Raw genomic sequence first — 14,308 nt, 5'->3', positions numbered from 1 at the left:
GTTGGGGCGCCGTCGACCCATAGGGGTCACGGTCTCACCCATCGCAAGGCGTCGATCAGAGCGCGGAGCGCTGGCGTGACCTGCCTGTTGGGATAATAGAGGTGACAGCCCGAGAAGGGCGGGCACCACGCGTCGAGCACCTGAACCAACGTTCCGGCCGCGAGATCGGCTGCGACCTCGTCCTCCAACATGTAGCCGAGCCCCGCCCCCGCGCGCACGGCCGCAGCTGCGAGGGGGCCGTCATTGACGATGAACTGTCCGCCCGCGCGCACCCGTATCTCGCGGCCCTTGTCCATGTCGGTGAACTCCCAGGGCAGGAGGCCGCCGCCACCGATCAGGCGGTAGTTCACGCAGTTATGGGCTTCCAAGTCGCTTGGAGTCGCCGGCCGAGGATGGTGGGCGAAATAGCCCGGCGTGCCGACGACGACCGTGCGCAGGTCCGGTCCGACGCGGACCGACACCATGTCCTGCTCCACCGTGTCGCCGAAGCGTATGCCGGCATCGAAGCCGGCCGTGACGACGTCGGCGAGGCGATCGTCGATCACCACCTCGACCGAGACCGCCGGGTGTTCGAGCAGGAACCGTGGCAGGGTCGGCTCGAGGATGGTGCGGGCGGCGTAGGAGAACGTCGTCAACCGGAGGGTGCCGGACGGCGCGTCGCGCCAATCGGCCAACGCCGCGAGGCCACGCTCGACCTCTTCCAACGCCGGGCCGAGCGAGCGCAACAGTCGCTCGCCGGCTGGCGTCGGGGCGACGCTACGCGTCGTGCGCGCGAGCAGGCGCACACCCAGACGCGTCTCCAAGCCTCGCATCGCATGGCTGAGGGCCGACGGGGACAGGCCGAGTTCGGCCGCGGCCCGTGTGAAGCTGCGGGTCCGTGCCACCGCCGCGAAGGCCGCGAGATCGTCGAGTGCGCCACGCCGCATTGCTGCATTCCATTCACAGACCCTTGCCGCCGGCAACGGCTAATCGAATGGGGGCGGTATCGCTACCATCCGCTGGATCATTAGCGAGGCTCAACAATGGATTTGACGCATTATCGGTCGCTGGGCCGCTCCGGACTCGCGGTGAGCCCCCTGGCGCTGGGCACCATGACGTTCGGCGCGGCGCGCTGGGGTCTCGACGAGGCCGGCAGTCGCGCGGTGTTCGATGCCTATGTCGAGCGTGGCGGCAACTTCGTCGATACGGCCGACGTCTACGCGAGTGGCGGCAGCGAGACGATGGTCGGTCGTTTCGTCGCCGAACGCGGCCTGCGCGACCGGCTCGTCCTCGCCACCAAATCGGGTTTCGCCACCGGGAGCGGACCGCATGCAGGTGGCTGTGGCGCCAAGCACGTCCACGCGGCGATCGACGGTTCGCTGCGCCGCCTGGGAACGGACTACATCGACCTGTACTGGCTGCACGTCTGGGACGGGATCACGCCGGCGGAAGAACTCCTCGAAACGATGGTCGGCCTCGTTCGTGCGGGCAAGGTTCGCTACTGGGGTCTGTCGAACACGCCGGCCTGGTATGCCGCCAAGCTCGCGACCCTCGCCGCCTCGCGCGGTCTGCCGGGTCCGATCGCGCTCCAGTATTTCTACTCGCTCGTCAATCGGGAGGTGGAGGACGAGCACATCCCGCTCGCGGCTGAATTCGGCATGGGCATGGTGCCTTGGTCACCTCTCGCCTACGGGTTGCTCACGGGCAAGTACGACCGCGCCACCGTGGAGGCGGCCGGCCCACTCGCGGGTGGCCTGCCGAAGGACGCGGCGCAGGCCGGTGAGGCGCGCCCGGCCGACGACAAGCGCCTCGACGGCGCGAATCCGTTCGGCGACCGCCTGTTCACGCCGCGCAACTGGGATATCGTGGAGGCCGTCCGCCGCGTGGCCGACGCGATCGGACAATCGCCGGCGCGTGTCGCGCTCGCTTGGGTCGTGGGCAAACCGGGCGTGGCCTCGACCCTGATGGGCGTCAGCCGCGCGGCACAGGTCGCCGACAATGTGGCGTCCCTCGGCCTCGTACTGGAACCCCAGCACCGTGCCGCCCTCGATGCGGCCAGCATGCCCGCCGAGCCGCGACTGATCTACGCCCTGGCGCAACCGCCGTTGCGGCAACAGGTCGTCTTCGGAGGTGCGCAGGTTCAAGCTTCGGCAGACATCTCTCGATGCCGCTGACATCCGCCCAGCGCGGTTTGCTGTAGAAGGCGCGCGCGGGGCAGTGCCAGACGTCTCGCACGCGAGGGACAACAGGGATCGTTGTCCCCTCGAACGTCTGATTTTACGCACCGGCTTCCACGAACCGTCCCGTCTCAAGACCACCTGGGATGGACACGGCCTCGTCGTGCCGTTCTGACCGAAGACCGGCGAACGCCGCATCCGGTCGCCCCGGACGATGTCCCGGCCACGGCACCGGCCCGACGCGCCCTCGGGGGCCGTTCACGCCGTCCGGCCAATCAGGTGCCAACGCCGGGCAGACTCGCGTCGCCGCGAATACCGAGAAAGTCTCACATCCCGTCGGCTAGATCGTTTGTCTGCGCCAATGCGGATCTTCGAGTTTTCTCCGTGCCATGTGCATCAGATCGTCCCGCACGGACTTCGTCGCGCTGAACGGGATGTCGAAGTTCAAGCTATGATAGATCAGGCCGAGGACGGTGCCGTAATCGGGATCGTCAGCGCCGCCGTCGATGAAGTCCAAGCCCCATCGGTAGACCGCTTCATGATCCGATGGAGAGGGATCGTCCCCGACGACCAGCCGACCTCCGGTGATCCACTCGCTCCGCAATGCCGCGATGTCGTGCGCCGTCAGATTTGTCATACCGCCTCGTGACGTTCGAACAGGCCCGGAAACGGCCGCGCCGATCATCCCAGCCAACCACCTCATCCTGAGGTGCCGAAGCGGAGCGGAGGCCTCGAAGGAGCCCTCCAGTTCGCGTAGCGGGTTCTGGAGCCCTCCTTCGAGGCCGCTGCGCGGCACCTCAGGATGAGGTTAATGCGTTGGACAAACAACTCAAACAGGCTCCAACTCGTCGCCGATTTCAGATCGCAAAATCGGTCACCGCCTTTGCGAAACCCGTTCATCCCCGCGCCCGGTCCGCCGAGGCGATGCTCGCCAGCGCCAACATGGCTGCGTCGCAGAGGAAGGCCAGGGCGGCGGTGGCCAGGGCGCCCTGGAGCATCGGCAGGACGTTCTGGTTCTGCAGTCCGGCGACGATGGGCGTGCCGAGGGTCGAGGCTCCCGCCAGCGCGCCCACGGCCGTGGTGGCGATCGCGAGGACGAGGGCCGTGCGCAGGGCATCGACGAGGCCCGGCATCGCCAGAGGCAGTTCCACGCGCAAGAGGATCTGGAGGCGCGTGAACCCCATGGCTTGCGCCGCCTCGCGCGCCTCGGGCGAGACCGCTTCCAGCGCCCCCACCGTGCCGCGCAGGACCGGCATGATGCCGTAGGCGACGAGCGCCAGAAGGGTCGGCGGACCGCCGAAGCCGAGGATGGGCAGGGCCAGGGCCACCATCACCACCGGCGGTACCGCCTGCGCGGCGGCCGCGATGCCGTCGATGCCGCCGCGCAGGGACGCCGCGCCGGCGCGCGTGGCGAGGATGCCGAGGCCGAGGCCGAGCAACGCCACCAGGGCGAGCCCGGTCCCGGCGAGGGCGAGGTGATGCGTTGCCAGGGCCAGCAGGCGCTCGGCGCTCAAGCCGCGCCGCGGCGCCTCCCCGAGGCCCGAGACGATCCAGGCCGCCACGGTCGGATGGCTCATGGCGGCGAGGGCCGCCCCGACGAGACCGGTGGCGAGGGCGGTGCGCAGGCCGGGCCTCATGCGCGCCACCGCGCCCGGCAGGAGGCCTCGACGGCGCTCAGCGACCCTTCCGCCGCCAGGGACAGGAGGATGATGGGGATCGCGCCCAGCAGGATCAGGTCCGGGGCGAATTGCGCCATGCCGTCGAAGACGATCCGCCCGAGGCCGCCCGCGCCGATGAGGGCGCCCAGCGTCGCGAGGCCGAGGCTCTGCACCGCCGCGACCCGCAGGGCGCCCACGAGCATCGGCGCGCCGAGGGGCAGCGTCACTCGGGCCAGGATCTGGGCCTTCGTCAGGCCCATGGCCTCGGCGGCGTCGATGGCGGCGGGATCGGCGGCGCCCAGGGCCGTGCCGATGCCGCGCCAGAGGGGCAGCAGCAGGTAGGCGGCGATGGCGAGGAGCGCGGGCCACGGCCCGAGGGCCGAGAGGCCGAGATCGCGCAGCGCCGGCACGGCGCGCAGCACTCCGCCGACGAGGGCGACGAGGGCGCCCAGCAGGGCGACGGCGGGGATCACCTGCACGCCGCTGACGAGGAGCCCGACGAGCCCCTGCGCGGAGCGCCAGAGGGACAGGAGGACGGCCGCCGGGATGGCGAGGGCGATCGCTCCCCCCGCCAGGAGCAGGTGTTCGGCGATGGCCTCGTGCAGAGCCTCCCGCCGCGCGGCATATTCCACCGCCAGGGACAGCCCGTCCAACCCGCCGCCGCGCCAGGCCGCGACCAGGAATCCCGAGGCCGCGAGGATGGCGAGCACGCCGAGCCCCCGGCGTCGGACCCGTGCGATGCTGCCTCCGGCCAGCGCCAGGAGGCAGGACGAGGCCAGCCAGAAGCCGGAGCCGAGGCTGGCCCTCGCGGCCGGCGGCATGGTCGACACGATCCGGGCCGCCTCCGCGCCGAGGCCGAGCAGGAGCACGGCCCAGGCCGACAGGAAAAATCCCAGGGCGAGAAGGCCGCCCGTCCGCCGGGGCAAAATTGCACCGACGACGAGGCCGGCCAGCGACAGGAGCGAGACGAGGCCGATCGACCATTCGTGGAACGTGGACGCACGGACGGGATCGCCGGGCAGTAGGCGGTTTGCCGCCACGTCGAGGAGCGCCATCCCATGGAGGGACGCGACGAGAAGGCCGGCCGCGAAAAGCCCGGCCCATGGCGCTCGATGGCCCGTCGCATGGCGCATCGAAGCGGGCGACGATGGCGCTCTCACCCGATCAGTCCGCGCTCGTTGAGGTAGCGCCGGGCGACCCGATCCGCGACCTCGCCGTCCACGGTGATTCGCCCGTTGAGGCCGCGCAGGGTCGGTGCGTCGAGCCCGGCGAAGACCCGCGCCAGGGCCGGACCGATGGCCGGGTAGCGCTCCAGCGCGGAGGCGCGGATCACCGGGGCGACCTCGTAGACGATCTGGGCCGCCTTGGGATCGCCCATGACCACGAGATCGAGGGCGGCGAGCGCCCCGTCGGTGCCATAGACCATGCCCGCATTGACCCCGCTGATGCGCTGCGCCGCGGCCCGGGCCGTCACCGCCGTGTCGCCGCCGGGCAGGCTGACGATGCGGTCGAGGGGCAGGCTGAAGCCGTAGGCCGCCTCGAAGGACGGCAAAGCCGCCGGGCTCTCCACGAACTCGGTGGAGGCCGCCAGCAGGATGAGGCCGTCATTGGCGGCCCTGGCGAAATCCGCCATCGTGGCCAGATGCCGCGTCCGTGCGAAATCCCCGTTGAGGGCGATGAGCCAGGTGTTGTTGGCGGGCGCCCTGGCGAGCCAGACCAGCCCCCGTTCGGCATCCTTGCGCCGGATGGTCTCATAGGCCTCCTGCGGGATCTTCCAGGCGGGATCGGTCTCGGTTCCGGTGAAGAACGCGCCGTTGCCGGTGTATTCCGGGTAGATGTCGACCTCGCCGGAGAGGAGGGCCTCGCGGACGATCAGAGTGGGGCCGAGGCCGAGCTTGCGGACCACCGGCACGCCGAGATGCTCGAGCACGAGGGCGATCATCGCCCCCGTGAGCGCGCCTTCGGTGTCGCTCTTCGAGGCCACGACGAGGGGTCGCTCCGCCCGCGCGGATGTGCCGGCGGCGACGGCCCAGCTGACAAGGAGTGCCAGGGCGCCGCGCCGGTTCGTCGCTCCGGGCGCAACAGGTCCCGCCGATCTGCGTGAAAATGTATCGTCCGATAACATTAACCCGATCCTGAACCTCCGCGGCCACTTTCTGCGCCTTGACACGCCAAGCGGAACGGGCGACGGCTCGACCGTTGCCGCAGGCGCTAAACGTCATTCTCGCCAACCTCACGGATGGCAAGCCTGTAAGGCTCCGGATGACGGCACCGTTCCAGGCCGGAACGAATCGAAGGGAAGAATCCCCAGCGTGAGTGCTGAACAGAACGACACTCTCCTCGACGGCGCCAGGGTTCTGGTGGTGGAGGACGAAGCCGCCATTTCCATGCTGCTCGAAGACATGCTGCTCGATTTCGGGTGCACCGTCGTCGGGCCCGCGGCTCGTCTCGCGACGGCCCTGGAAATGGCACGGAGCGAGACCTTCGAGGTCGCCATCCTCGACGTGAACGTCGCTGGCGAACCCATCTATCCGGTGGCCGAGGCGATCACGGAACGCAACCTGCCCATCGTTTTCTCGACGGGGTATGGCGGCGCGGGAATTCGCGAGCCGTTCCGCGACCGTCCCGTGGTCCAGAAGCCGTTCAGCCAGGCCGATCTCAAGCGCACGCTGATCGCCGCCCTCGCCGCAGCGAGGAAGTAAGCGGCGACCTTCGATGTGCGGTACGGCCGTCGCGCCGCCTCACATGCCCTCGATCGCGAAGGCATCGGGCAGGTGGCGCGGCCAAGTGCGCGGTGCCACGAAGACAGCATCCGCACGCAGCGTCATCGACCCATAGCGCGGATTGCGCGCGATCCAAGCGCGCACCGCGCGCGAAAAACGGGCGCGCTTCTTCGCATTGATGGCGGTCCGGGCCGCGTCGAGGGTGGCCCTCGCCTTCACCTCCACGAAAGCGATCGTGTCGCCCCGGCGCAGGATCAGATCGATCTCCCCGCCGCTCGCGCTGAAGCGCCGGGCGAGTGGGCGATACCCCTTCATCATCATGGCGAGGAGCGCGAGGGTCTCGCCCGAATGGCCGCGCAGGTAGGTGGCGCGCCGCCGCTCTTTGGCGTCGACGAGCTTAGACGTCGGCATCGGTGCGCCGGGCGAGGACGAGGGCGCGGGCATAGACCACGCGACGGGGCTGACCGGTGGCATCGGCCACGAGGGCGGCGGCATCCTTGATCGAGTGGCGCGACAGCGCCGCTTCGATCGCCGCATCGAGACCGGCCTCGACCTCCTCCTCCGGCGGTTCTTCCGGGTTGGTCCCGATCACCACCACCACCTCGCCCTTGGGAGCCCCCTCCTCGGTGAAGGTCTCGGCCAGGGTCGCGAGGGTGCCACGCCGGATCGTCTCGTAGAGCTTGGTGAGTTCGCGGGCGACTGCCGCGGGCCGGCTCCCTCCGAGGATCGCGGCGGCATCCACCAGCATCTCGGGCAGGCGGTGGGGTGATTCGAACAGGACCAGCGTTCCGGGGATCTGCCCGAGCGCCGCAAGGCGATTGCGCCGGGCACCGGATTTCTGCGGCAGGAAGCCTTCGAAAAAGAAGCGGTCGGTGGGCAGGCCCGCCGCGACGATGGCGGTCATCACCGCGGATGGACCGGGGATAGGCGTCACCGCAATGCCCGCCTCGATCGCAGCCTGGACGAGCTTGAAACCGGGGTCGGAAACCAACGGCGTTCCGGCATCCGAGACCAGGGCCAAGGCCTCGCCGTTCTGCATCCGTGCGATCATACGCTCACGCACCGCCGCGTTCGAATGCTCGTGATAGGCGACCAGCGGCGTCGTGATGCCGTAATGCATCAGGAGGGTGCGAGTGACGCGGGTGTCTTCGGCGAGCACGGTATCGGCCGCCGCCAAGGTCGCCAGCGCACGGAACGAGACGTCCTTGAGGTTGCCGATCGGGGTCGCCACCACGTGCAGTCCGGGGTCGAGCGGTTCGGCCTCCGCCGCAAGGCCGAAAGCGGTGAAGGTGGAGACGGGCTTGGCCGGATCGTGCACTACCCTGGAGCGGCGCGTCCGATTGTCGATTCTCTGAGTCATGAGGCGGACTTTGCCACGGGGACACGGGCCGGAGGAATGCCCGCGCCGGGGGTGTCGGCACATTTACTTTTGTCGTCCAGGCTTTAACCGTGCGCGGATCGGGCGGGCGATGCAGATGAGCGACGGGGAGTACCGTGCAATGGGGAAAAGCCTTGCAAGGGGCCACGGTCCCGCCACTGTCGGTTGGGCAAGGGCCGCGGCGATCCTCATGCTCGTCGGGGGGCTTGGCGGCTGCATCGGCGGCCCCGATGGCGGCCCGCGCGGCACGAAAGCCGCGCCTAACCCGGATATGGCCGCCGCGGGCGATCCGCAGGCGACGTCATTGGGTGCAACGAAGATCGGCACCGGGTCGGTGAAGATCGCTCTCATCCTGCCCCTCTCCGGTCCGGGTTCGGCAGTCGGCGCGGCTCTGCGCAATGCCGCAGAACTCGCCGTGGAGGATTTCCAGAAGCCCGACCTGCAGATCCTGGTGAAGGATGACCGCGGCTCGCCGGATGGCGCGCGCGAAGCGGCCCAGGCCGCCCTCGCCGAGGGCGCCGAGCTGGTGCTCGGACCGCTTTTCGCGGCCAATGTCCAGGCGGCGGCGGGGGTCACGCGTGGGGCCGGCAAGCCGATCATCGCCTTTTCCACCGATGCGAGCGTCGCGGCGCGCAGCGTCTACCTCCTCAGCTTCCTGCCGCAGGCCGAGGTGGACCGCGTGGTCGACGAGGCGGTCGCAGCCGGCCGCCGCTCCTTCGCCGCGCTGATCCCCGAGAGCAGCTACGGCAATGCCGTGGAGGCGCAGTTCCGCGAGGCGGTGGCGAGGAAGGGCGCCCGCCTGGTGGGAATCGAGCGCTACGCGCCGGGCGCGCCCGCCCCCGCCATCTCGCGCCTCGCCGGCCTGATCAACGGTCCCGGCGCCCAGGCCGATGCCCTGTTCCTGCCGGAAAGCCCGGAGGGCTTGGCCGTCGTCGCACCCGCGCTCACCAAGGCGGGGTTTTCTCCCGGCCGGGTCAGACCCATTGGCACGGCGGTGTGGAACGATCCACGCGTCTTTGCCCTCCCCGCCCTGCAGGGCGGCTGGTTCGCAGCGGCGGATGCCAATGGGTTCAACGGTTTCTCGCAGCGTTATCAGGCGCGTTTCGGCTCCGTGCCACCACGCGTGGCGACGTTGGCCTATGACGCCGTCTCGCTCATGGCGGCGCTGACGCGGCAGTACGGATCGCAGCGCTTCGCCGACGTCACCCTGACGACGCAGGCAGGCTTCTCTGGGATCGACGGCACCTTCCGCTTCCGGCCGGAGGGGTTGAGCGACAGGGCACTGGCCATCTACGAGATCCGTAGCGGCGCACCGACCATCGTCAGCCCGGCACCGCGCACGCTCGGCCCCTCCGGCACATGATCCGCCGTGCGCGTCAGGTGTGGCCGATGAAGGCTGCATGGAGGGCGACCATGGCCGGCGATGAACCCCAGGCGATCGGCTAGGTCTGGCCGAGATCGCCCCTGCGATCGGTCACCGGCAGCAGAGCGTTTTAGGCGATGTGGAGGAGGCCGCCGCGTAGGGCCAGCTCGACAGGTTCGGCAGGCCGAATGCGATGAGGCCCGCGAGGCCGAGCCCGCCGACGGCAAGGTTCATCACGCTCATCGACCAGAGCCGGTCCGTGCCGCCACGCAGTAATATGTTCCAGGCGGCGTGGAGGAAGGTCGCGACGAGCACGAGGGCGACGACCGACGCGGTCATGGCCGGCGCTCCGGCATCAGGCAGCGAGTTCCGCCACCACCGCGTTCAGAACCGGCGCACCGCGCGGGGTCGCGGCGATACGGCCTCCGTCCAGACGGGCGACGAGCCCATCGCCGATCAGGGCCTCGACCCGGACCGGATCGAGGGGGCGACCCTTGAGCATCGCATAGCGGCCCGGATCGACGCCCTCCCTCAAACGCAGGCCCATCATCAGGAACTCGTCGCCCTGGTCTGCGGCCGAGAGGGTTTCGGTCTCGACGATGCCGTGGCCGTCGCGCTCGACCCGGGCGAGCCAGGCTTCTGGAGCCCGTTCGGTGACCGTACCGATTCGCCCTTCGCCGGTCACCAGCCGGCCATGCGCGCCGGGACCGATGCCGGCATATTCGCCATAACGCCAGTACAGCAGGTTGTGCCGCGATTGCGCACCGGGGCGGGAATGATTGGAAATCTCGTAGGAAGAGAGCCCGGCCGCGTCACAGACCTCCTGCGTCACGTCGTAGAGCGCTCTCGCCATATCGTTGTCCGGTGGGACGAGCTTGCCGGCGGCGTGAAGGCCGAAGAACGGCGTCCCCGGCTCGATGGTCAGTTGATAGAGCGACAGGTGCTCGGCCGCCCTGGCGATGGCCTCCCTGAGCTCGGCACGCCAGGCGGACGCGCTCTGGTTCGGCCGCGCATAGATGAGATCGAAGGAGTAGCGCTCGAAATGCGCGGCTGCCGTCTCGACCGCCGCCATCGCCTCTGCGGCCGTGTGGAGCCGCCCAAGGGCCTTCAGGGAGGCGTCGTCCATGGCCTGGACCCCGAGGGAAACGCGGTTCACTCCGGCGGCCCGATAACCGCGAAAACGGCCGGCCTCGACGCTGGTTGGGTTCGCTTCCAGCGTCACCTCGATATCGGGCGTCGCGCCCCAGGCATCGTCGATGGCCTCGAGCAACCCCGCGACGGTGCTCGGCTGCATCAGTGACGGGGTGCCGCCGCCGAGGAAGATGCTCGACACGGTGCGGCCCGGAATTCGCGCCGCCACATTGGCGATCTCGGCCCGAAACGCAGAGAGGAAACGACCCTCATCCACTGGTGCATGGCGGACATGGCTGTTGAAGTCGCAATAGGGGCACTTCGAGGCACAGAAGGGCCAATGGACATAGACGCCGAACCCGGCATCGCGGGTCGGGTGGTCTGGGCCTGAACGATCGGTCATCGGGCGGATGTGCGCGCGGCTGGGGATTTTGGCAATGGTGCCGGGACGATCCAAGGTGACCGCCTCACCTCCGCATGGGGCCGAGGTGAGGCGTAAAGAAGCTCGCCCGCCCGTTCAGCCGGGCCGACGCAGGCAGCTGCCGGCCAGAAGCACGAACGCGCGGGCGCGGTGCGACAGGGCGTTCCCGCTCTGCCAGTCGACGCCATGCTTCTCCTCCGAGGAGATCTCGCCGAAGGTGCGATCGTAGCCGTCCGGCAAGAACATCGGGTCGTAGCCGAAGCCCTGTGAGCCGCGCGGCTTTACGAGATCGCCGAACACCCGACCCTCGAACGTTTCGGTATGGCCATCCGGCCAAGCGATGACGAGGGCAGAGACGAAGTGAGCTCGGCGGGTCGCGGCGCCACGCTTGTCGAGTTCGGCCGCAATGCGGGCCATGGCGCCGGAGAAGTCCTTGTTCGGACCAGCCCAGCGGGCGGAGAACAGGCCGGGTGCGCCGTCGAGGGCATTGACGCAGAGGCCGGAATCGTCGGCGAAAGCGGGCAAGCCCGAGGCCTGGGCTGCGGCAACGGCCTTGATCGCCGCATTCTCGGAGAACATCGTACCGGTCTCATCGGGCTCGGGCAGACCGAGTTCGCCCGCCGAGACGGCCTCCACGCCGAATGGCGCCAGTAGCTCGCGCATCTCCACGAGCTTGCCGGGATTGTGGGTGGCGATGACCAGCCGCCCTGTGAGAATGCGCGGCTCGCTCATGCGATCGCCTGCTTCTGAAGGGAAACGAGCTGCTCGACTCCGCCACGGGCCAGCCGCAGCAATTCGATGAGTTCGGCCTCCGAAAAGGGCTTGCCCTCGGCGGTGCCCTGCACCTCCACGAGGCCGCCGGAGCCGGTCATGACGAAATTCGCATCGGTCTCGGCGGCCGAATCCTCCGCGTATTCGAGATCGAGCACCGGGGTGCCCTTGTAGATGCCGCAGGAAATCGCGGCGACATGCTCGCGCAGGGGGTCGACCGAGATGATGGAGCGCCCGCGCATCCAGGTGAAACAATCGTGCAGGGCAATCCAGGCTCCGGTAATCGCAGCGGTGCGGGTACCGCCATCCGCCTGAATCACATCGCAATCCACGGTGATCTGTCGCTCGCCGATGGCGGGAAGATTGGTGACGGCACGGAGCGAGCGGCCGATCAGCCGCTGAATCTCCTGCGTCCGCCCGGAGGGCTTGCCGGAATTCACCTCGCGGCGAGTGCGCTCATGGGTTGCGCGGGGGAGCATGGAATACTCGGCGGTGACCCAGCCCTTGCCCGAGCCGCGCAGCCATGGCGGGCCGCGCTCTTCGAGGGAGGCCGTGCAGAGCACTTTCGTCTGGCCGAAGGTGACGAGGCAGGAACCCTCGGCATAGCGGGCGACGGCGCGCTCCAGGGTGACGGTGCGCAGTTCGTCGTTCGCGCGCTTCGAGGGCCGCATGGGCACTCTCCTTGGTCGAGTTCCGGATTGATCGTCCGGGCTCTTAGGCCCCGGTTTGTCCACCGGCAAGCGCGGCCAGAATGAAGAGGAGCGCGCCCACGGGGACGCGCCCCCGACTCACGCCTCAGTAGCGGTAGTGGCGACGATGATGATGACCGAAACGGCGGTGATGGTGGTGGTGGCCGAAGCGACGGCCGTAGTGATGGCCGAAGTGGCGACCGCGATGGTGACCGAAGTGACGGCGATGATGCCGGCCGTGATGGCGCCAGTGACCACCACCGTACTGGACCTGCGTGGCGGCCACGTTGACCGAGCCGGCGACTTCGCTGGACACCGCCATCGGTGCGGCTTGGGCGCCGCGCGGAGTACCGAGGATCATCGCGCCCACCAGGGCGACCACGATGGCGAGGGTCTTCGCCATGGCGGACAGGGTTGGGTTCTTCATCAGGACGGACTCCGTTCCGTGAGTTACTCGTATCGCCGACCGTATTGGTGCGGATGCGATGGAACGCGTGCTCGCCTGGAAAGGCAGCATGCGCTGCTCCGAATTTATATTTTTTGTTTCGGGATTAAGCAGAAGGCGCGCTTCCACCGGACAATGTTCCTAGCCACACGACCACGCTGCGTCGTCGCTTGCTAAGCAAATGGGCAAGGCAACGATGGCGAACAGAATATGAGCATTCGCTCGAGCACTTCCCGGATGCCCATTTAGGGGTGCCTACACGGTAGGCAGAAACATTCCCGCGAGAAGGATTCTCTATCCCTGTGAGTAAAGGGTCCGCCTCGTTGCGGCCGGATCCCGCCGTCGATGGCACCTCGCCCCACGACCATGGCTGGCACACGTTATGCTAGCGGCGATTCCGGCTACGAACGGCCGCGAACGATGTGAGGGGGAGACCCGGCCGTCGGATCGCTTGAGGGACGAGAGGCTCGAAATGACGAAATATAAGCTCGAGTATCTATGGCTCGACGGATACACGCCGGTGCCGAACCTGCGTGGCAAGACCCAGATCAAGGAATTCGACGGCTTCCCGACCCTCGAGCAGCTTCCGCTTTGGGGCTTCGACGGCAGCTCGACGATGCAGGCCGAGGGCGGCAGCTCCGACTGCATGCTCAAGCCCGTGCGCCACTTCCCCGACAGCACACGCAAGAACGGCGTGCTGGTGATGTGCGAAGTGATGATGCCGGACGGCGTGACGCCGCATGCCTCCAACAAGCGCGCCACGATCCTCGACGACGACGGCGCCTGGTTCGGCTTCGAGCAGGAGTATTTCTTCTACAAGGACGGTCGTCCGCTCGGCTTCCCCGCCAGCGGCTACCCGGCCCCCCAGGGCCCGTATTACTGCGGCGTCGGCTACAAGGAAGTCGGCTCAATCGCCCGCAAGATCGTCGAAGAGCACCTGGACCTGTGCCTGGACGCCGGCATCAACCACGAGGGCATCAACGCCGAGGTGGCGAAGGGCCAGTGGGAGTTCCAGATCTTCGGCAAGGGCTCCAAGAAGGCCGCCGACGAGATGTGGGTCGCCCGCTACATCCTGCAGCGCCTGTGCGAAAAGTATGAGATCGACATTGAATACCATTGCAAGCCACTCGGTGCGACCGATTGGAACGGCTCGGGCATGCACGCCAACTTCTCGACGGAGCACCTCCGCACGGTGGGCGGCAAAGCCTATTTCGAGGCGCTCATGGCGGCGTTCAAGGAGAACCTGGACGACCACATCGCCGTCTACGGCCCGGACAACCACATGCGTCTGACCGGCAAGCACGAGACTGCGGCGATCGACCAGTTCAGCTACGGCATCGCCGATCGCGGCGCCTCGATCCGCGTGCCGCATAGCTTCGTCAACAATGAGTACAAGGGCTATCTGGAAGACCGCCGTCCCAACAGCCAGGGGGACCCCTACCAGATCGCTTCGCAGATCCTGAAGACCGTCGCCTCGGTTCCGACTTCCGAGGAAGCGAAGGCAGCAGCCTGACACGACATCCGCCACGGCGCTGCTCGGCGCCGTGGCGATTTTCATTCTCCATGACTGCTT

The 14,308-nt window shown here is 68.4% G+C and carries 16 protein-coding genes; 4 read left to right on the top strand and 12 right to left on the bottom strand.

What is annotated here, in order from left to right; all coding sequences use genetic code 11:
• Positions 1-26: 26 nt before the first annotated feature.
• Positions 27-926, bottom strand: a complete 900-nt coding sequence (locus tag ASF08_RS01640) for a LysR family transcriptional regulator (RefSeq protein ID WP_056140402.1) — start codon at positions 924-926, stop codon at positions 27-29.
• A gap of 96 nt (positions 927-1,022) precedes the next feature.
• On the opposite strand from ASF08_RS01640, the gene ASF08_RS01635 reads away from it, so the two are divergent.
• On the top strand, positions 1,023-2,153 hold the full coding sequence (locus ASF08_RS01635) for an aldo/keto reductase (RefSeq protein ID WP_056140399.1): 1,131 nt from the start codon (positions 1,023-1,025) through the stop codon (positions 2,151-2,153).
• Positions 2,154-2,496: 343 nt separating this feature from the next.
• Here the strand turns inward: ASF08_RS01635 and ASF08_RS01630 are convergent, their stop codons facing one another.
• The 4 genes from ASF08_RS01630 to ASF08_RS01615 all read right to left on the bottom strand — a co-directional run bounded on the left by ASF08_RS01630 (position 2,497) and on the right by ASF08_RS01615 (position 5,939).
• Positions 2,497-2,841 (bottom strand): hypothetical protein, encoded by a 345-nt coding sequence (locus ASF08_RS01630; RefSeq protein ID WP_244474426.1) that lies wholly within the window; start codon positions 2,839-2,841, stop codon positions 2,497-2,499.
• Between the two features lie 211 nt (positions 2,842-3,052).
• The gene (locus ASF08_RS01625) at positions 3,053-3,793 is read right to left on the bottom strand and encodes an ABC transporter permease (protein ID WP_056140852.1); all 741 of its coding nucleotides are present in this window, start codon (positions 3,791-3,793) and stop codon (positions 3,053-3,055) included.
• Positions 3,790-4,947 carry an ABC transporter permease subunit gene (locus ASF08_RS01620; RefSeq protein ID WP_056140392.1) on the bottom strand — a complete coding sequence of 386 codons (1,158 nt, stop codon included), beginning with the start codon at positions 4,945-4,947 and terminating at the stop codon, positions 3,790-3,792. The genes ASF08_RS01625 and ASF08_RS01620 overlap by 4 nt, the downstream gene beginning before the upstream one ends.
• Positions 4,948-4,970: 23 nt before the next feature.
• On the bottom strand, positions 4,971-5,939 hold the full coding sequence (locus tag ASF08_RS01615) for a glycine betaine ABC transporter substrate-binding protein (RefSeq protein WP_056140389.1): 969 nt from the start codon (positions 5,937-5,939) through the stop codon (positions 4,971-4,973).
• A gap of 187 nt (positions 5,940-6,126) precedes the next feature.
• On the opposite strand from ASF08_RS01615, the gene ASF08_RS01610 reads away from it, so the two are divergent.
• The gene (locus ASF08_RS01610; RefSeq protein WP_018045115.1) at positions 6,127-6,516 is read left to right on the top strand and encodes a response regulator; all 390 of its coding nucleotides are present in this window, start codon (positions 6,127-6,129) and stop codon (positions 6,514-6,516) included.
• Positions 6,517-6,555: 39 nt separating this feature from the next.
• On the opposite strand, the gene ASF08_RS01605 is transcribed toward ASF08_RS01610, so the two are convergent.
• Entirely contained in the window at positions 6,556-6,948 is a 393-nt protein-coding gene (locus ASF08_RS01605; protein WP_056140849.1) for a YraN family protein, read from the bottom strand.
• Positions 6,935-7,897, bottom strand: a complete 963-nt coding sequence (gene rsmI / locus ASF08_RS01600; protein ID WP_056140385.1) for a 16S rRNA (cytidine(1402)-2'-O)-methyltransferase — start codon at positions 7,895-7,897, stop codon at positions 6,935-6,937. Before rsmI ends, ASF08_RS01605 begins: the two co-directional genes overlap by 14 nt.
• Positions 7,898-8,105: 208 nt before the next feature.
• Between rsmI and ASF08_RS01595 the strand changes: the two genes are divergently transcribed.
• The gene (locus ASF08_RS01595; protein WP_200931811.1) at positions 8,106-9,278 is read left to right on the top strand and encodes a penicillin-binding protein activator; all 1,173 of its coding nucleotides are present in this window, start codon (positions 8,106-8,108) and stop codon (positions 9,276-9,278) included.
• 111 nt (positions 9,279-9,389) lie between these two features.
• On the opposite strand, the gene ASF08_RS01590 is transcribed toward ASF08_RS01595, so the two are convergent.
• From ASF08_RS01590 to ASF08_RS01570, 5 genes are all read right to left on the bottom strand, one after another.
• Positions 9,390-9,617: a hypothetical protein gene (locus ASF08_RS01590; protein ID WP_056140378.1), complete on the bottom strand. Its 228-nt coding sequence runs from the start codon at positions 9,615-9,617 to the stop codon at positions 9,390-9,392.
• A gap of 16 nt (positions 9,618-9,633) precedes the next feature.
• The gene (gene hemW / locus ASF08_RS01585; protein ID WP_056140846.1) at positions 9,634-10,812 is read right to left on the bottom strand and encodes a radical SAM family heme chaperone HemW; all 1,179 of its coding nucleotides are present in this window, start codon (positions 10,810-10,812) and stop codon (positions 9,634-9,636) included.
• A gap of 114 nt (positions 10,813-10,926) precedes the next feature.
• Complete coding sequence (rdgB, locus tag ASF08_RS01580; RefSeq protein ID WP_056140374.1) at positions 10,927-11,562, bottom strand: RdgB/HAM1 family non-canonical purine NTP pyrophosphatase; 636 nt, start codon at positions 11,560-11,562, stop codon at positions 10,927-10,929.
• Positions 11,559-12,272, bottom strand: coding sequence for a ribonuclease PH (rph, locus tag ASF08_RS01575; protein WP_018045122.1), 714 nt, complete (start codon positions 12,270-12,272; stop codon positions 11,559-11,561). Before rph ends, rdgB begins: the two co-directional genes overlap by 4 nt.
• Before the next feature lie 124 nt (positions 12,273-12,396).
• Positions 12,397-12,717: a hypothetical protein gene (locus ASF08_RS01570; RefSeq protein ID WP_056140371.1), complete on the bottom strand. Its 321-nt coding sequence runs from the start codon at positions 12,715-12,717 to the stop codon at positions 12,397-12,399.
• A 490-nt stretch (positions 12,718-13,207) separates the two neighbouring features.
• Here ASF08_RS01570 and ASF08_RS01565 point away from each other — a divergent pair, with 490 nt between their 5' ends.
• A complete protein-coding gene (locus ASF08_RS01565) occupies positions 13,208-14,248 on the top strand; it encodes a glutamine synthetase beta-grasp domain-containing protein (protein ID WP_018045125.1) in 1,041 nt (346 codons plus the stop codon).
• Positions 14,249-14,308: the final 60 nt, after the last annotated feature.

Source organism: Methylobacterium sp. Leaf85 (assembly GCF_001422125.1).
GTDB lineage: Bacteria > Pseudomonadota > Alphaproteobacteria > Rhizobiales > Beijerinckiaceae > Methylobacterium > Methylobacterium bullatum.
Note: the sequence above shows the minus strand (reverse complement) of the source record. Positions and strands in the feature narration are given on the sequence as shown.